12 protein-coding genes and 1 pseudogene are annotated in these 19516 nt (G+C 40.3%); 9 read left to right on the top strand and 4 right to left on the bottom strand.

The genetic code is table 11. The features are described from left to right. Positions 1-61 precede the first annotated feature (61 nt). On the bottom strand, positions 62-1870 hold the full coding sequence (locus tag H6F66_RS25795) for an ATP-dependent helicase (RefSeq protein WP_199321340.1): 1809 nt from the start codon (positions 1868-1870) through the stop codon (positions 62-64). Continuing rightward, positions 1845-3572: an AAA family ATPase gene (locus tag H6F66_RS25790; RefSeq protein WP_190427717.1), complete on the bottom strand. Its 1728-nt coding sequence runs from the start codon at positions 3570-3572 to the stop codon at positions 1845-1847. The genes H6F66_RS25795 and H6F66_RS25790 overlap by 26 nt, the downstream gene beginning before the upstream one ends. A 247-nt stretch (positions 3573-3819) precedes the next feature. Here H6F66_RS25790 and H6F66_RS25785 point away from each other — a divergent pair, with 247 nt between their 5' ends. The 9 genes and pseudogenes from H6F66_RS25785 to H6F66_RS25745 all read left to right on the top strand — a co-directional run bounded on the left by H6F66_RS25785 (position 3820) and on the right by H6F66_RS25745 (position 17464). Then, a complete protein-coding gene (locus H6F66_RS25785; RefSeq protein ID WP_190427716.1) occupies positions 3820-4983 on the top strand; it encodes a hypothetical protein in 1164 nt (387 codons plus the stop codon). 533 nt (positions 4984-5516) lie between these two features. Then, a pseudogene (locus H6F66_RS29600) lies at positions 5517-5609 on the top strand (Uma2 family endonuclease); the annotation flags it as partial. Positions 5610-5652: 43 nt separating this feature from the next. After that, positions 5653-9783, top strand: coding sequence for a non-ribosomal peptide synthetase (locus H6F66_RS25775; protein WP_190428011.1), 4131 nt, complete (start codon positions 5653-5655; stop codon positions 9781-9783). Positions 9784-10195: 412 nt separating this feature from the next. After that, on the top strand, positions 10196-11692 hold the full coding sequence (locus H6F66_RS25770) for a DNA phosphorothioation system restriction enzyme (protein ID WP_347269430.1): 1497 nt from the start codon (positions 10196-10198) through the stop codon (positions 11690-11692). 227 nt (positions 11693-11919) lie between these two features. Beyond that, positions 11920-12093 (top strand): hypothetical protein, encoded by a 174-nt coding sequence (locus H6F66_RS25765; protein ID WP_190427702.1) that lies wholly within the window; start codon positions 11920-11922, stop codon positions 12091-12093. Then, positions 12090-14159 (top strand): AAA family ATPase, encoded by a 2070-nt coding sequence (locus tag H6F66_RS25760; RefSeq protein ID WP_190427700.1) that lies wholly within the window; start codon positions 12090-12092, stop codon positions 14157-14159. The genes H6F66_RS25765 and H6F66_RS25760 overlap by 4 nt, the downstream gene beginning before the upstream one ends. Then, positions 14149-14805 carry a Uma2 family endonuclease gene (locus H6F66_RS25755; protein ID WP_190427699.1) on the top strand — a complete coding sequence of 219 codons (657 nt, stop codon included), beginning with the start codon at positions 14149-14151 and terminating at the stop codon, positions 14803-14805. The genes H6F66_RS25760 and H6F66_RS25755 overlap by 11 nt, the downstream gene beginning before the upstream one ends. 101 nt (positions 14806-14906) lie before the next feature. After that, positions 14907-16820, top strand: a complete 1914-nt coding sequence (locus H6F66_RS25750; RefSeq protein ID WP_190427694.1) for a DUF3370 family protein — start codon at positions 14907-14909, stop codon at positions 16818-16820. Positions 16821-16990: 170 nt separating this feature from the next. Then, positions 16991-17464, top strand: coding sequence for a DNA phosphorothioation-associated protein 4 (locus H6F66_RS25745; protein ID WP_190427693.1), 474 nt, complete (start codon positions 16991-16993; stop codon positions 17462-17464). Between the two features lie 25 nt (positions 17465-17489). Here the strand turns inward: H6F66_RS25745 and H6F66_RS25740 are convergent, their stop codons facing one another. Then, a complete protein-coding gene (locus tag H6F66_RS25740; RefSeq protein ID WP_190427692.1) occupies positions 17490-18653 on the bottom strand; it encodes a DGQHR domain-containing protein in 1164 nt (387 codons plus the stop codon). A gap of 31 nt (positions 18654-18684) precedes the next feature. Beyond that, positions 18685-19488, bottom strand: coding sequence for an HNH endonuclease (locus H6F66_RS25735; protein WP_190427688.1), 804 nt, complete (start codon positions 19486-19488; stop codon positions 18685-18687). Positions 19489-19516: the final 28 nt, after the last annotated feature.

Genomic DNA, 19516 nt, shown 5'->3' with positions numbered 1-19516 from the left:
TGCGATCTATTCCTAACCTGGAAGCCGTGCAGCTCCAACAGTTTGAGGGTTGTATGAACGGTTATTGCTCTACAACAGCTATACCAGGAAGTTTTAGCATACAACTCAAGTTTGCAGGTTGTGTAGTTCCATCTGCCTTAAAACGAGTTTTACTTGCAGAGAAAACAATCTGTTTTCTTGCCCTAGTTACACCTACATAAAACACGCTTAATTCTTCTAAGAAATTTTTCTCGTTTCTACTATCTACCGTTAAATTGCAGTTGCTTTTATGGTTACAGGCTCCGCAGAGTCCATTCCAGTTAGGCATAGAGTATTGCTCCATATCTGGCATTAAGACATAATCCCATTCCAATCCTTTTGCCCCATGAATGGTTGATATGATGACATTCTCATTAACATATTCCATATTTTGCTTCAAGGTTCTATTCTCAAAAGTATCCCTTATAAGAATTAATTTATCTTCAGCACTTAAGAATGAGTAATCACTTAAAGCTCTAGACAAAAATACTTCTAGTAAATTCAGCAGTGACTTTATCACTGGACTGCTACTATGTTTAAATGTTTCTGCAATTTTAATGTAAAACTTACTCAAGGTTCCTTTGGAAATCCTAATATCCTTTCTTAATTGCTCGGTGAATTGAGAAGAACACTCTCTATGAAATGATAAATATTCTGAATCATCATCTCCAAAGAGAGCATAAAAATAGGAAATATTCTTCTCCATAAGGACTTCAATAATTTTATTTACGTTTTCTCCTCTTTGTTTTACTAAAATCGCAACCTTGCACAGTTGACGATCTTCGGAAGAGATCAAAGAAATTATCTTTTGTGCAATTTTCTCCGATTCTTCTAGTTGATTATTGACAGATATAAATGGAACTTCTGCCTTTATTTGAATAGCTGGAGCATCAGGCTTTTCTGCATTTAGTCTGATATTTTTATCCAGTTGAAGCATCTGTGGATTAGACATAAATCTATAGTTCTTTTCCAGTGCTATCCGATCCATAGATAAGAGTTGTTCTGCCTCAAGCATTAAATTGGGTATAGCACCTATAAAACCATATATTCTTTGCAAGGAATCTCCTATAAAAACCAATTGAGATCTATCAGCTACTAGCTTCTTCAATAAAGCCCAACTTAAAACATTTGTATCCTGAAACTCATCCACAATAATCATGGGGAAATAACCCTGATAGAAGTGAAGCACTTCACTATAGTCCTGAAATAGCCTTAAAGTAAGCGCAAGGATTCCATTAAAACTTATATAATCCTTATCAAGAAAGCTTTCTATGATTCCATCTGTGTATCGATTGAAGAATTTTAATACATGTTGTTTGTCTACACTCTTAACAGCATCACTATATTCGGTAAAGATTGAAGCTTTATCATAAGATATATCTAGCAGTGCAGTTATTTCTTGGCTTTCCGAATCATCTACAGATTTCAGTATCTCTATATTAGATAGATTAGAATGTAGCAAATAACCATATTTTTTTAGGATATGCCTACAAAAACCATGATAATTTGAGACAAATAATCTTTCATTTACCCTAAATTGATTTGAATTGATAGGCTGAATTAGGTGAGGCAAATGTTCAGAAAGCTCTTTTTTAATTTTATATGCTGCATTAACACTAAATGTTAGCGTAAGTATTTTCTTAGGATGAGCAATTTGTCCAGTAGCTAACAGATAAGCTACCTTACTGATCATAGTTTTCGTCTTCCCGTAGCCAGCAGGAGCTTCAACAATAAGTCTCTTAGACTCCGAGAAGATAACCTCAAGCTGCTTTTCATCGTCAGAGTGTAGAGTTCTAAGCTTCTCTAATAATTGATGCTGTTCTGATTCACTTAGCATTGGTCGATAATTCAACTGCTTTTTGAATTAAATCTTTATACACTTGAGGAATTTCAGTAACGTATTTACTTAAATCTCTTCCACGAAGAAGACTTTTATTGCTTCTCAAATTCTTAAGAATAGTCTCTTTTAAGAGACGCTTTAGTTCTTGGTTTTTCTCTGGGGATAAAGAAGCTAACTGAGGATGAATTAGGTTGTGAGGATCGAGAGTAAGACTGAGGCTCTTAGCCTGTTCAATGAAAAAGTTAGCCTTTTTACTATCCGGAAATTCTTCCTCTAAATATTTTGCGTAATCTACGATATTGAAGCTATCATACATATCTTCTTCAAAATCCTTTCCTTGAGTGAAAAACAAATTTGGAGTACCATCATATTTGTTCTTCTGATCAGCATCCATTAACCCTATATTTTGAATACCAAACTCATTTAGCAATTTCATTAAAGGTGGAATCGAATCAGCACTTCCTGCTTGAACGGCGCTAACTCCTAATTCATCTAAATCAACATTTATTTGCTCACAAAGAATAGGGAAAGCGCCAAGTTCACTATCGCCTTCTACCAAAATTACTACTTTTGAAAAAAACGCTTCTTTAACATAAGGCAGATTCTTAAGTAACTGTTTTTCAGTAGCTGTATCTAGGTTTATATCAAACCCATTTTTGACAACAAGACAGCCGTTATCATCCTTATATATTCTTAGAAACTGTCTATAGTCATTTAGTAAAATGTTAGGCGAATGTGAAACAACTATCATTTGTCCAAGCAATCTATTTATTTGAAATATGTCTGCTAGAAGAGATCTAAAATCTGGCTCATCGTTATTTACTACCCGCAGAAAATATTTGATTAAACTTCTCTGAGCATAAGGATGCAAGTGAATCTCCGGTTCATCCAACCCTATTAGGACTGGAATGCACTTTTCTTTTTCTGCACTTGAGCTATCTTCGACAATACATCTATCTAAACGCTGCTTGCTAAGGCTTAGTAACCTTTCGAGAATTGACAAGGTGATAATTATTGAGAATTGTACACCATAACCTAATTTTTCCAAGGTTCGCTTATTATCATCCGCTAATAATATGAGCTTTGCCAATAAGTTCTCTTTATTCTCTTCCCTAACAGCTTGCACAGAAAAATCTTTAAACGATTTAATTTTTTGTAAAGATTGGTTGACTTCGATTAGAAATTCATCAACTTTTTCAGTGATTACAAAATCAGAGTCCTGCAAACAGCCATTTTGTAGATACTTGACTATAATATGATTCAGGAATTTTCCAACACCTCTATTATTAGAAAAGCTTAGTTCAGATGATGGATTTCTTAGTGAGTCATAATTTATGTAATTGACACATCTTACTCTGCTACTATGAATAACTGTTTTTGTTTCTTGATGTTCAAACTTAATTATTTCATCAGGAGATTCTTGAATAGCTACTATATTTATTTGCTCTCTGTTGTTAGGATCAAATAAATCATCAAAAAAACCTTGCTCAATATCCGAAACTCCCAAGGAAAAACTAATTTGAATTTGATTATCTAGATCAAAAAAATCTGATTCAACAAAATTATTTTTATTAAAAATTATATTTAATAAATCGAGTAAATTTGATTTACCTAAATTATTTTCCCCAATAATGAAGTTTGTTGTAGGATGAAACTTTATTTTCACCCCATCTAAGTTCCGATAGTTCTTGATATCAAGCGTAGAAATCCTCATAAGGCTTAGGCACTGTGCAAATTACCGTATATTCTAGCTTCAAAAACAGGCTATCGCAGCCTCACCCCCAAAAGGAAGTGAGGCAAACCGCCCAACTTACAAGCCATTCTAAAAGAAAGCGATCGCAAACGAAGCCTCATCCATTCATGCCTCTATCTTGGGTGAAGTGTTGCCAAGCCAAGGGAAACAGAATCATCCATCGAGAGTCATTAGTAAGTAGTTAATCACTACTACCTTTGCCTTGAGTATGAAGAAAACAACTGCCTTAACAGTGACAGTCCTCGCGATCGCTACACTTGTGGGGACATCTGTGGCAAAATCGGCTGGCTTCTTCGCTCAAGCACCAACCCCTGCCGTGGCTCAAGCTAAACCATCTTGGGAAAACTCCAAGCTAGTTCACAAGTTGCCCACTGTCGCGAACTATGCCAAGTTTAGCTCTAATGGGCTTCTACTCGTGTGTAATGGTGAACAGGGTAAAGCCATTCAGTTGTGGGATGTAAGGAAAGGGGAATTACTCTCATCTATCAAAGCCGACGATACCACTACCACTTCCTTTGGAGATGTTGCCATCAGCCCTGATGGACAGTTTGTTGCCAGCATCATCTACTCGCAAATTGATAAATCAATAGGGGTTGGTCTGTGGAATAGAAAAACCGGAGAAGCGATCTGGAAAAAACCAATTTTTACCAATAGCGCCGAGTTTCGCTCCCCTAAGGATTCTGGGGAAAATTTCCCGGCTAGCATTGTTTCCAGCTTGGAATTTAGCCCAAACGGACGATTTATTGCCAGTAGCGCCCGAAAATATTTTGGTTCCGAAAATCCGCAGATTCAGCTATGGGATGTAGCAACCGGCGAAAAGCGTTTTGTACTCAGGAGTAATATCAAATCTTTACGAAGGATGAGTTTTAGCCCTGATAGCCAAGTGTTAGCCAGCCTCGGTTCCAATGAATCTATCCTCAAGGGAGGAACTTATCACTGGCAAGGCTTGATTCAACTTTGGAATCCTAACACAGGTCAACTCCTCCATACCCTAAAAGAAAAAAATGAGTTAATTCCCAAGAGCATAGCCTTTAGCCCGGATGGTCGAACGTTAACCAGTCTGTCAAAAGACGCGATATATGAAGCTCACCTCCGCACTTGGGACGTGAACACGGGTGGAACTGTGCGTACTGTTCCGGCTTCGGTAGACAGAACGGATGACCAGTTATCACTCAGTCCTGATGCTAAAACCTATCTGGTAGCTGGTCAGGTAGCTGGTTCACGTATTATTAATGCCGAAATTCGCAAGGAATGGCCTCTTGGTGGTTTTGATGTGAGTAGTGGTGCTAGTACCGGATTATTTAGCCCAGATGGTCAGATGTTGGCTGTTCCAACGGTAGCAGGAATTCCGATTTGGCAAGCTGGTAATTAGTAATTGGGGTTTTGTTGAAAGAGTAATGAACTAACCTTGAACAGGAACTGTTCGATATTTCCAATAGTGGAGCAGCAAACGGAGGGAACACTTCAACATCGACGGCTGACGCAGGAGTAGCACTTTCGTTTTACGGTGCAGCTGTGCCAGGTAATGCCCCTTTCTAGATTGCGATCGCTTCCATCTGCTGAAAATTTTCTTTGAGCATTTGGGCGATCGCTAAGCGATCGCTACAAAACCTTATGCACTAAGTTTGTCTTGGTGAAGGGGAACCTGTGCAGGCGATCGCTTTCGCTTGGATACTGGTTATCTTATCGTAATAGAGCCAAGGCAAATTCAACAGGAACCGAATTGATAAAAACTGCCATGCAGGGTAAACTGTTTGAGCCGAAAACACCCCTCCGATGCAAATTGTGGGAGATTCGCCTTGACTGGGGTGGGAAGAAGTAGAAGAAGTGAGTGAGCGTTGAAATCAACGCGATCGCACCATTGAATAAAATGCACCTATATTGATTCTGGGAAAGCAGCCAGCCATGACTCAAGCCTTACCCAAAGCGATCGCATTTGAAGACTTTCTAGAGTGGAAGCCCGAAATTGGACGCTATGAACTGCATGACGGGGTGATTCAAATTTTTAAGATTGGAGTGGTGAGTGAACAGCAACAACAAAATGAAAGCTGAGGAAACAGAAGTTTTTGTATTTCCAGCATCTTTTGCTCAGCAGCGATTGTGGTTTCTCGACCAACTCTTCCCAGGCAATACCTTTTACAATGTAGCCGCTGCACTTCGCCTAAAAGGTTCGCTCAACACTTCGGCGCTGGAAGAGACGTTCAACGAAATTGTGCGTCGCCATGAAGCTTTGCGTACTACTTTTAGGATGCTTAATGGGCAACCCGTCCAGGTAATTGCTCCCAGCTTAACCATACCCCTGCCAGTAGTAGATTTGCAATCGCTACCAGCAACCGAACGGGAAGCGGAGACTCAACGAATAGCTACTCAGGAGCGATCGCGTCCTTTCGATTTATCTCACGACTCGTTACTGCGAGTGATGCTGCTACAGCTAGGCTCCTCAGAACACGTACTTTTGCTGAATCTGCACCACATTATCTGTGATGGTTGGTCGATTGGGGTGCTAATTCGGGAACTAGGAATACTGTATGCAGCCTTTGCAAATAAAGAGCGATCGCCCTTGCCAGAACTGCCGATTCAATATGCAGACTTTGCCGACTGGCAGCGCGAATGGCTACAGGGTGAGGTTCTGGAGTCTCAGTTAGCCTACTGGAAGCAGCAGCTGGACAATATCCCCTCACTGAATTTGCCTACTGACAAACCTCGCCCAGCTACTCCAACCTACCGAGGCGCGACGCAATTTCTAGAGTTACCGAAAAGCCTGAGTGAGGAATTAGAGGCACTTTCGCAGCGCCAAGGCGTGACTGTGTTCATGACTCTCTTGGCGGCATTTCAAATCTTACTCTATCGCTACACTCAGCAATCAGATATTCTTGTCGGCTCACCAATTGCTAACCGCAACCGTCGCGAAATTGAGGGATTAATTGGTTTTTTTGTCAATAGTTTGGTGCTGCGTACTAATTTATCAGGCAATCCAACATTTCTAGAATTGCTGAGCAGAGTACGGGAGGTTACGCTAGGAGCTTATGCCCATCAAGACTTACCCTTTGAGAAGCTAGTAGAGGAACTGCATCCAGAGCGAAACCTGAGCCAACATCCCTTGTTCCAAGTTGCGTTTAGTCTGCAAAATACTCCCATTGAGGCGTTAGAATTGCCAGGTTTAACGCTCTCGCAGTTGGAGTTTGACAGCCCAAGCGCCAAGTTCGATCTAGAGTTTCACTTGTGGGAATCGCCGGAAAGTTTTAAAGGGCAAGTAATATACAGCACTGATTTATTTGATGATGCTACCATTACTCGGATGCTGGGACATTACCAAACGCTGCTGGAAAGTATTGTTGCAAATCCACAAAAGCGCCTTGGTGAATTAACAATCTTGACGAATGCAGAGCAGAAACAACTATTAATATTTAGCCACAATCAATCTACAACCCAAAATTTACCATCCAAAATAGAGGATTGTTTCCATCAGTTATTTGAAGCGCAGGTAGAGCAAAGCCCGGATGCGATCGCGCTCATTTTTCAAAATCAGCAATTAACCTACCGCGAATTGAATATCAGAGCCAATCAACTTGCACACCACCTGCAACAACTGGGTGTAGTTCCAGACGTTTTAGTGGGCATTTGTGTAGAACGTTCTGTAGATATGATAGTGGGACTATTGGGCATCCTCAAAGCAGGTGGAGCATACCTACCTTTAGATCCAAGCTATCCGCAAGAACGTCTTAATTTCATGCTGGAAGACGCTCAAATATCCATCTTATTAACGCAATCTATATTAGCTCCCCTTTGGAAAGACTGTTGGGGGGAGCGCCAACACGGTTTGTCTGTAGTTTGTTTGGATACGGACTGGGATGAGATCGCTTACCATCCCCAACACAACCCAACCAGTAACGTAACACTTGATAATCTAGCTTATGTCATCTACACCTCTGGCTCAACCGGAAAACCAAAAGGTGTTTTAGTACAGCACAGAGGAGTGTCTAACTTAGCAGAAGCTCAGATCGAAGTTTTCAAGTTACAGCCAAGCGATCGCATCTTACAATTTGCATCCTTGAGTTTTGATGCCTCAATCTTTGAAATTATCATGGCATTGCGAATAGGAGCAACACTTTACATAGCTAAAAAAGAATCTCTTTTGCCTGGACAAGCTTTAATAAAGCTATGCAAAGACAATAATATTACTTGCATCACCCTTCCGCCTGCTGTACTTGCGGTATTACCAAAAGAAGAACTTCCCGCACTGCATACTATAATTTGTGCAGGTGAATCTTGTTCTAAAGATATTGTCAACAAATGGGCTTCTGATCACAGATTTTTTAACGCTTATGGGCCAACTGAAGCAACTGTTTGGGCTACGATTGCAGAAATTAATGACAATAGCGAAAAGCCGCCCATCGGTCGCCCAATTGCTAATACTCAAATTTATATATTAGATAGATATTTACAGCCAGTACCTATCGGTATTAGTGGCGAATTGTACATCAGCGGTGATGGACTAGCACGCGGCTATCTAAACCGTCCGGAATTAACTGCTGAACGGTTTATTCCTAACCCTTTTATAAAGGCAGTAAAAATAGAAAATGAAGCACAAATACAGGTAAATTCTTCTTTCTACCCCCTTAAAGAGGAGAGTAGAACCGAGCGTCTTTATAAAACAGGTGACTTAGCGACGTTTAAACCAGATGGAAACATTGAGTTTTTAGGACGCATTGACGAACAGGTTAAAATTCGCGGTTTTCGCATCGAATTAGGAGAAAGTGAGGCGGTTCTGAGGCAGTACCCAGCAGTTAAAGAAGCGGTGGTAATTGTGCGTGAAGATAGACCTGATGATAAGCGTTTAGTAGCTTATATTGTACCGCAGCAAAATCAGGCGTTAACCACCATTGAAATTCGCGATTTCCTGAAGAAGAAGTTACCAGATTACATGGTACCTTCATTTTTTGTATTGATAGATTCTCTACCGCTGACTGTTAATGGAAAAGTAGCTCGTCTAGCATTACCTACACCATTCAATTTAAAATCTGAAATCTCGAATTTAACCTTACACGTTGCTCCTCGTACTTCTACAGAATCAACTTTAGCAAAAATTTGGGCTGAAGTTCTTAACATTGAGCGTGTAGGTATTGGCGATAACTTCTTTGACTTGGGTGGAAATTCCCTGCTGGCTATACGCCTCATGGATGAGGTATACAAGCAGTTTAAGCGCGAGTTACCGCTGTCTACCCTCTTCTTAAATCCGACAGTTGAAAGTTTAGCAAGCACTTTATTTGTAGAAAATAATTCTCGGTCTTGGTCGCCTTTAGTTGCAATTCAACCTAAAGGTTCAAATCCACCTTTTTTCTGCGTACATCCTATTTTTGGTGTAGTTTTCCCTTATTACGAATTAGCGTATCATTTGGGCAAAAATCAGCCTTTTTATGGGTTACAACCGCGAGGTATTGATGGAGAACAGCCCCCAATAACTCGCATTGAGGATATGGCAGCTTATTATATTGAAGCGTTGCGCGTGGTGCAGCCAAAAGGCCCTTATTTTTTAGGAGGGTGGTCTTTTGGAGGTTTGGTTGCTTTTGAAATGGCTCAACAATTGCAAAAATCCGGGCATGAAGTGGGTCTAGTTGCTATGCTTGATACTTTAGCACCAGGTTCGGATAATCAACCTTCTTTTAAAGATGGTTTCAGGTTTCTTTTTACCATAGCAACGCGATATATATGGTCATTTATTATAGATTATTTTTATTTACTTACTGATAGTAAAAACAACTCTCAGAGTTTTATATCTCATTTTCCTATTTTAAATAAATTGGTTCTGCTGCTGGAGAAAAATCTGTTTTGGCGCTCGATATTGGGCGAGGAGGCTATAGCTAATCTCATGTCTCAGGAGTCTAGGTCGCAGATTTTAAGAGAGTTAACAATTCAACCTATGCTTCGCGTTTTCCATGCTAACAGCGAAGCAACTCTCAACTATAGTCCACAAGTCTACCCGAACCGAATTACTCTTTTTAAGACTAGCGTTCAGTTAAAAACGGAGCAAGATACAAGTATGGGCTGGAGCAATCTAGCTGTTGGAGGGGTGGAAATTCATAATATTCCTGGCAATCATCTAACTATGCTAAAAAAACCTCATGTTCAGGTTCTCTGTGAACAGCTAAAAGCTTGTATTGAGAAGGTATAAGGTGTAGGCTTTTGATTTTTGGCGTAGCACAGTCAGAGGATGATACCGGGAGGTACGGGGATAGTTTTATACTTTAGGTAATGTAAGAAGCGAATTGATAATTTCAGCATCTCTTGCGGCTTGGAATAGCAAAGTATCTTTCCTTTATAGTTGAGCCAAATAATGTCTTAGTTCACATTCCGCACCCTCAAGTGTCATATGTCGAAATGAGGATGCGGAATGGGGATAAAAATAGTCTTCGGAAAGGCATTTTGTCAATAAATATGAGTTTTTGATAATAAAATTTACGCATATAGTGTGAAGTTACTGTGAAGGGAACCCCATAAACACTAGATGTATAATTCATTAGATTATATGCTGCCCTGTATCTACCATGAATGCCGCCTACAATGCCCCAAAACTAACGCCTACGATTCCCCCCAAGGTAACTCCCCGATTTGAAGGACTTCAGTTCAGATTAAGATTACCTGTAGCGGGCGAAAATAAGGGTAGCTACTCCACCGAGGGAAATCCACCGCGAAAGGGATGTCCCCGAATGCCACCATCTATTCAGCTGCGACAGTATCAGCGGGAAGCTGTTGCTAATTGGTTTGCCAACAAAGGGCGTGGTACGCTGAAGATGGCGACTGGTAGCGGCAAGACTATTGCGGCATTAGCGATCGCAACTGAACTGTATCAACAAATCGGCTTGCAAGTGTTGCTGATAGTCTGCCCATATCGGCATTTGGTGACGCAATGGGCGCGAGAATGCGAGAAATTTGGATTAGAACCAGTCTTAGCTTTTGAGAATGTCCGCAACTGGCAAAGTCAGCTATCGACGCAACTTTACAACTTGCGTTCTGGCAACCAACATTTTCTCACAGTCATTACTACAAATTCCACGCTTATCGGTGAGGGGTTGCAGTCCCAATTAAAGTATTTTCCCCCAAAAACTTTAATTGTGGGAGACGAAGCCCATAACCTCGGCGCACGACGTTTAGAGGAAAGTTTGCCTTCTAGTATTGGGTTGCGCTTAGGACTTTCGGCAACACCAGAACGCTATTTTGATGATGCAGGTACGCAATCTTTATTTGATTACTTTGGCACAGTTATAAAACCAGAATTTACCCTGAAAGATGCAATTCAACAGGGGGCGCTGGTACATTATCTTTATTATCCCATACTTGTAGAACTAACAGAAGCGGAAGCGCGTACTTATACCAAACTAAGTGCCAGTATTGGCAGACATCTTCTGTTTAAACAACGGGATAATATTGCGGCAAATTTTGAAGACAATGAAGAATTGAAGCCGTTGTTGATGAAGCGGGCGAGATTAATTGGTGCTGCTGCTAATAAGTTAGAAGCTTTGCGCGAGTTAATGAGTCAACGCCTGGATACTTCCCACACCTTATTTTATTGCGGCGATGGTTCCGTACATAGCGATTTCGCTAACTCGAATAATTTCGTTTCACGCCAATTCAAAGCTGTTGTTAAAATTCTGGGAGAAGAACTGGGTTATCGCGTTAATACCTACACTGCCGAAACACCTTTGTCAGAAAGAGAGAATTTGCGGCGACAATTTGAAAATGGCGAATTACAGGGTTTGGTTGCTATTCGTTGTTTAGATGAAGGTGTCGATATTCCAGCAATTCAAAACGCGGTAATTTTGGCGAGTAGTAGCAATCCGCGCCAATTTATTCAGCGTCGAGGGCGAATTTTGCGCCCTCATCCAGGCAAGGAACGTGCTACTCTATTTGACACAATTGTACTGCCTCCAACTTTAGATAGAGACACTTTTGAAGTAGAGAGAAATTTGCTGCGGAAGGAGTTGCGGCGCTTTGTAGAATTTGCCGATTTAGCTGACAATGCAGGAGAAGCCAGAATGAAATTGTTAGCTTTGCAAAAGCGCTATGAATTGTTGGATTTGTAAATTATCTAAGAAAGGAGAAACCAACCGATCCAAGCGCCGAGAACGCAGAGAAAGAGAGGAGATTATTGTGCTTCTGGTTTCTTTTCTCTTCTCCCCTCTTTTCTTTGCGCTCTATAGCGCTAACGCGCATGGCTTCGCTAGTGCGTCTTTGCGGTTCATTGCTCTTAGCACTTTATGCTTTTATAAATTTAAGCTAAAATTAAGTAACCTTTCAGGGTGGCATGAAAATGACAAACGAACCGAATATAAATGATGTGCAAGAGCCAATAAAGTCAGCTTCACCAGAAGTGCAACAAATTATTGAACGAGTGTGCCAGCTAGAAAAAGGTAGGCTAGACAAGAAAAGTCTCGGACATATTAATAATGATATTTTAGCAATTGTAAAGGAAGTGGTGAAATGAAGCTTACTTCAATCAAACTTTGCAACTTTCGCTCCTTCTATGGCAAGACACCAGAGATTTTGTTGGCTAGTGGAGATGTTCGGAATACTACTATTATTCATGGCAACAACGGCGCAGGAAAAACCAGTTTATTAAATGCGTTTTCTTGGGTGCTGTACGAGAAATTTAGCGCGGCTTTTGCATCAGTTGAGCAGTTAGTGAATAAGAGAGCGATCGCAGAAGCGAAATCGGGCGAAGCTGTCGAATGCTGGGTAAAAATTGGCTGGGAACATGACAGTAGACGCTATCAAGCTCAACGCCTCTGCCGTGTTTATAAAAATGAAACTGACTTTGAGGCTGGCAAAAGTCAATTACTGATGTATGTAGCTGGAGATGATGGGCGCTGGTTACTGCCGCGAGAACATCCAGAAGATATAATTAATCAAATTTTACCAGGTAGTTTGCATCAGTATTTTTTCTTTGACGGAGAGCGAATTGAACAAATAGTTCGCTCTGATAAAAAAGCCGAAATTGCCGAGGCTACTAAAAAGCTTCTGGGTGTGGAAGTGTTAAATAACTCTATTAAGCATCTGAAAGAAGCTGAGAAAACTCTCAGAAGTGAGTTAGAAGCGATTGGCGACTCCGAAACCAAACAACTGTTAAAACAGCAACAAAATCTCGAAAAGGAAAGCGAACAACTCGCCCAGCGTCAGCATGAAATAATCCAAGAATTGTCAAACCAACAAACCTTAAAAAAAGAAACCAGTCACCGTTTGCGCGAACTTAGTGCAGCTAAACAGTTACAAGAAAGACGGCAAGAATTAGAAAATCTGAAAGCATCTAACCTAGAAAACCTTAAAAGAAGCAAGGAAGCACTGAAAAAAGCAATTTCTACGCGGGGTTATACGGTATTGCTATCGGAAACCACCGCTCAATTTCGGACAATTGTGGATGATTTGAAGCAGCGAGGCGAGTTGACGACTGGAATTTCGCGAGAATTTGTTAAAGATTTACTGAACTCTAAGCGCTGTATTTGTGGTGGAGAATTGCACGATGGAAATCATGCTCATGCAAATGTGAGCGGTTGGCTAGATAAAGCGGGAATTGCCGCTGTAGAAGAAACAGCAATTCGCATGATAGCTCAGGTAGATGAAATTGATAAGCAAGCTCCGGCTTTTTGGGAAGAAATTGACAGAGAGCAAGCTAATATTAGTAGATTTAGACAAGATATTTCTCAGATAGAAGCGGAATTAGATAAAATTCAAGAAAAGTTGAGGAAAGATCCAAGTGATGATATTCGCAACCTACAAAAACGGTTGGATGAAATTGAATCCAGAATTTTAGAGCTAACGCTAGATCAAGGAGCAAATCAGCAGCAAGTTATAAATTTAAAAGCTGAAATTGAAGACTTAGGCAAACAAATTGCTAAACATAAAATGAATGAGGAAAAGCAAGCATTAGCTCAGCGACGCATTGCTGCAACTCAAGAGGCAATTGAACGTTTAACGAAAGTGAAGATATTGCAAGAACAACAGTTTCGCTTAGAGTTAGAGAAAAGAGTACAACAAATATTTACGGACATTTCTTTTACGCCTTACATCCCCAGAATTAGCGAAAAATACGAGCTGACTCTAGTGGAAAACACCGCAGGTTTAGAGGCTCCTGTTGCAGCTTCTACGGGCGAAAATCAAATTCTCAGTCTATCGTTTATCGGTAGCATTATTGACAGGGTGCGAGAATGGAGCCAAAACAAAATGCTGATGGTTCCAGACAGCAACACCTTCCCGATTGTGATGGATTCTCCGTTTGGCAGTTTGGATGAAATTTATCGGCGACAAATTGCTAAGATAATTCCAAAATTAGCAAATCAATTGGTAGTTTTGGTGACTAAAACTCAGTGGCGGGGTGAAGTTGCTGAAGAAATAGCCGATAGAATAGGTAGAGAGTATGTATTGATTTATTATTCTTCTAAACCTGACTGCGAACAAGATTCAATTGAGATAAATGGAAATATATATTCTTTGGTGCGGCAAAGTCCGAATGAGTTTGAATATACGGAAATTGTAGAGGTCGATTATGGTTTCTAGTTCAGCGCCTAATGTGCAGGATTTGGTAACGGATACCTGGGTAAAAGCCAGTTGGGATGAGTTTTTAGCATTTGCTAATAGCCCAAATTATGAAAAGGGAAGGTTCTATTACCATAAAGGATACATGAGGATTGAAATGGCAGCAGTAGGGCCTCGACACGGACATCACAATTCAATTGTTTCGTACATTATTCTTCTTTATGCAACTATTGAAAATATTCCGATTGTTGTCTTTACCAATACCAGTTTTAGGAAAGCAGGTTTAGATGAATTTCAACCTGACTTGGCTTTCTGCATCGGTTCGGAGTTGAATATACCTCCTGAAACTAATTCACCTGTTGATTTGAATGAGTACAATCCCCCTACGTTGGCGGTAGAAATCGGTGCATCTACTATTAGTGATGATTTGGGGCGAAAGCGGTTATTATACGAACGTTCGGGAGTAGGGGAATATTGGGTTGTTGATGCTAATTTAAGGGATGCGATCGCATTCTCTATCTCTCAAGGACGCAGTGGTGAAATACACGAGTCGCTAGTATTACCAGGATTAGAAATAGCTTTAGTTAAAGAAGCACTGCAACGGAGTCAAACAGAGGATGATGGGGCAATTACTCGCTGGTTACTCCAAAGATTTAGCAAGAGTTAAAACAGCGCGATCGCATTCCTTCCCTCGTTATCAGGTTGAAGTAAGGGAACGAGAAAGCGTAAAAATACTTCTTTTATTTTAGTTGACATAAAAACATTTTCATGAGTAAGAGTCTCAAAGTCCTGACACATCCTTTCGTTGGTTCCCTGTTTTTTGCTTCCCTATTGATCGCAACCCCCAATCAAGCCGCCTTTAGTGACATTAACAGCCATTGGGCGAAAGAATGTATCAGCCAGATGGCACCGCGAAAGCTAGTCAGTGGCTACCCAGATGGCACTTTTCGCCCCAACGCTACTATCACTCGCGCTGAATTTGCCGTGTTGATGCTGAATGCTTTTCCCGATGCACCAATAAAGCGCAATGGCACGAGTTTTAAAGATGTGCCTACGAGTTACTGGGCGCATAAGGCAATTCAAGATGCTTACAGACGAGGCTTTTTTTCCGGCTATCCAGGCGGAGTTTTTCAACCCAACCAAGCTATCCCGCGATCGCAAGCTGTAGGCGTTGTGGCTGGTGCTAAAAATTATAGTATCCCGGAAAATCCGACTCAAACTCTTGGGCAGTATTTTAACGATGCGACACAGATTCCAGAATATGCCAAGAATGCGATCGCATCCGCCGCAGTTAACAGCATCGTCGTCAACTATCCTAACGTCAAACAGCTAAAACCCAATCAAACTGCCACTCGTGGGGAAGTCGCAGCGTTGATGTGTCGGGCGTTAAATATATATGCTGTACCGCCACAATACATCGCCGGGGTGGAAGTGCAACCGATGGAAGTGCGGACTTTACCGGGAAAACTCGATACCGTTCCCACGTTTAATAGTAATAGCCCCGAACTTGTGACAACTGAAGGTATTTTGCTTTCTACCTTTCCCCCAACTGGTAAACAAGTACCCCAAGCACATTTAAACTTTCCCTTTCAAGGGCGATTTGATATATTTTCTCACCACATCGCCAGATCGGAAACTCAAAATAGCACTTTATATCAAGGCATGATTGTCCACAATCCAGGCGATCAACCCGCCACTGTGGAAGTGTTGCAAGCTGCTAGTTATCTCTCTACTCCAGAAGCGCCTTTTATAGCTTTACCCGACATCGTAGAAAATCCCAACGGAACAGTCTATTCTGGCCCTGGCAGTCGTACTATGAATGATGTGTTGCGGGGAGTTAGACAGTCGAATTTTCCCGAAAAGTTGGTAATACCGCCTGGACAATCGGTAATGTTGATGAATCGGGCAATTCCAGTGCAGGCTCCTTCATCAAATGGTCGCTCGACGATGATGCGATTGTCCAGCGATCGCGCTGTCTATGTCGCCAACTTAGCCAAGAATTCCAGTCGTCCGCCCACGTTAGCAGAGTGGCAAAAGTTACTCGATACAGGCAGTTTAGCAGGAAAGCGCGATCCAGTTCCCACGCCTTTAGATCCTCCCAGAGAACCAACCATTTTCAGTCGCGTGGCGGGTGTCTCTCAAGGGGCGCAGTGGCAGGCTCAAATTACTGATAATAATAGTTCGGATTTGAGCATTCCTCCACCAGGAAAAGCAATTTCTTATCCTTTAGGTACTCTACATTTAATTACCCTTGGTACTGGGCAAATTCAAAGCGCTCCGATATTAGCTAGATATTCGGATACGGCCTACTTTGCCCATAGTAACTATGGAGTGGAATACAATCTTAGTTTACCACTGAATAACTCTACAAATCAACCCCAAACTGTTACTATATCGGTACAAACACCGTTGAAAGATGAAGGTGGTACAGACAGACTTTTGTTCTTAAATCCACGAGTTAATCAAGTGTTTTTTCGAGGTACAGTTAGGGTAAGTTATACTGACGATAATAAAGTTGAAAAAACGCGCTACGTTCATCTGGTACAGCGACGCGGACAACCTGGTGAACCGCTAGTAACGCTGAAGATGCCACCAGGCGAAAAAAGGCAAGTACGGGTAGACTTTCTTTATCCCCCAGATTCTACTCCGCCGCAGGTTTTGACTGTGAAAACGGCAGGATGATTCAAATGCGATCGCATCCTCAAAAACTTCTGACACATTTGTTATAAAGGTTTAAATACGGCTTGGGGATAGCGATCGCGTAATCTGGGAGAGTGCGATCGCGTGTTTTGGGGAGAGTGCGATCGCTTCCAGCTTTCAGTTAAGATGTCAAAAAACCATATATTTATAAAATGGCTGAAACGGGCAGAATTAGAGTTGCTAAAGATAAAGCAGATTTAGTGAAGGCTTTAACATCGGCAGATGGTGCAACAGGCCCTTTCCAAACCTATGCTGATGTAATCGTGTTTGCAGCAGCTTTAGGTGCAAAGCATAAAAAGCGTGTACCTTTAGGGGAAATTTCTAAAAGAGAACCTTCTCCCATTAGGTTAGAGTATTTTGCAACAATGGGTCATGATTGGGTAATCAAATTATTAGGCATTACTGAAACTCAAGATATAAAAATTTTATCCCTTAATGAAGAAGAATATGAAGCTAAACGCAATCATATCTTTGAAGAGTACGCTAATGGTGGACTAGAGCTCCTGCAAAATGAGTTGCGCGGATCAGTAGATTATTCAGAGCGAATTTTATTATTTTTAAGTTATGAACGAACGTACAAAGAGCAGCAAGACGAGGAATTTGACTTGAGCAAGTTTTTGTCTTGAACTAATCTTTGAAATCGTTGGGTCATTACCCTTCTGTTATAGGTAAATTTAAATCTTCGTTCCAAGGCCTTCTTAGCCTGCAATTGTCTGCTAACGTTGACAAATCTTCTTTTATTTGTTTTCTCACATTAGCACTATCTTGAAGCTTAATAGTCCATTCTGCTTTCCAAAACTCTTGAGGAAGTAATTTAACAATATGTAAAACCTGTGTTTCTAATTGTTCAGAATTAAAAATATCTACAAGGCTTAATTCCCATGCAAACTTCAAACGATCAGTAATGAACTCATTCAAGGCATTGATATTTACTTTCTTCATGAATGTGTTTTCTTTACCCCATAATTCTGTATAGTTGTCTTTTATAACTCGCCATATAGCACAAAAAATCTCAACTAAAGAATCTTCATCCTCATCCAAAAATGTAAACATTGCTCTTAAATATTTTATAGATTGTTCTATTGCTGCAATTTCAACTAATTGATTACCCTCTTTATTGTATGGCCACTTAAGTAAATTTTGAAAAGGGCTTATATCTAGATCATTGACATCTCGGAGTGTAGGTGATGTATTTCCATATTTTACGCCTGCTTTTAAAAGGCGATTTTGAAGTTCTTCTTCATTTAAATTAGCAATTATAGCCTTAACATTATTTGTAGGAACTCTTACAGCTTTATTATTTATCACTATGAACTGAAATGCCTGTTCTTCTATACTAGCATTGACCAAGCTCACAACAAGTATAGGTAAATCTTCAGAATCAAACTCTGACAAACCATAGAGGCGATGTTGTCCATCTACTACATATGCACAATAGTCATTTCCAGAAGTATTAAAGGAGAACTCAAGTGTTCCCCATTCCATCTGTTGTTCACAACCATTATGAAAGTTAGCTTCAGAAAGACATCCAGATAACTTTTCTTCTAAAGAAGAAAATTTTGCTTTGTCAGGCTCAAATGCCAAAAGAATATTATTAGGAATGGTATTATTGAAGCCAGATTTTACAAATCTAGTTATTGCCTTGCTTCTAGTTTCTCGTAACAAGCGTTGGGTACCGTCTGTAGAATCTTCCACTCGCCGAACTCTAGCCCACTGCTTAATATCTTTTACACGAGCATAAAATACAAAGAAAGGAGTAGTATTCTTATCTATGCGTTGCCTTACAAAACAACCAAAGTAAATTTTATCTTCCACAAAAACCTCCTCATTATGTCTAGTTAAAAACTTATTCTGGAGTATGTTCATCGCAATAGGCTTCAGTGTTAAGAAAGTGCCAGCTGTCATCTGGGTTGATGCGACCAAAATTTAATGTACCCACAATTGAAGCTGGCTCTCCACATACTGTGCAACTATAATCACTTTTTGCCCATACCGCTATTCTATACTCTTTTTTCATTTCCTTAGAAAAGTTTTCATCACTCTTATCACTTACCAAGCATATTTGTTCATAGTGAAAGTCACTTGCATCAATATAGTGCTGTTTTTTATCGTTGCAAATAGAACAAGATATTTTGAGGTTGAAATCTTCAGTAGCACCACCCATCGTTCTTGGCCATATATGTTCAATCTCTGATTCCTGTTCATTTAAATACTTCCCACAAATATAACAACGCAGTTCATTTTTAGCCTGATATTCTTTGAGCAGGCGTTTCTTACGAGGTGGTTTTACTTTTCTGCCTTTTGACTGAAGACAAGCCTGTAATAAAGCTAAAAGTTTTTCTGTTTTGTCTTTTGGAATACAGGTTGCTTCTGTAATGAAACGTCTAAGCTCTTCTACAAATTTTTGTGCTGGGAACTCGTCTGATTCATACTTCCTTTTTAAATACTCAGCAGTATTTATAAATCTCCTTAGCATATAATTTATACTACTTTCATAAACTATTTTAGAAAATTCACCATTAGCTATTAAAGCACTGTCAATTTCTGAAATAAAAAATTTTACTTCATTAAAATCTGTATTGTTATAATTATGAGGATAAAGCTCTTTTAAAAAGTTGCGTAGTTCCTGTCCTGGATTAGTACCATTCATTGATTAACATAAAAGACTTCATGTTTAA

Source organism: Trichocoleus sp. FACHB-6 (assembly GCF_014695815.1).
In the GTDB taxonomy this organism is placed as follows: domain Bacteria; phylum Cyanobacteriota; class Cyanobacteriia; order Cyanobacteriales; family FACHB-T130; genus Funiculus; species Funiculus sociatus.
This window is presented reverse-complemented; position numbering and strand designations above follow the sequence as displayed.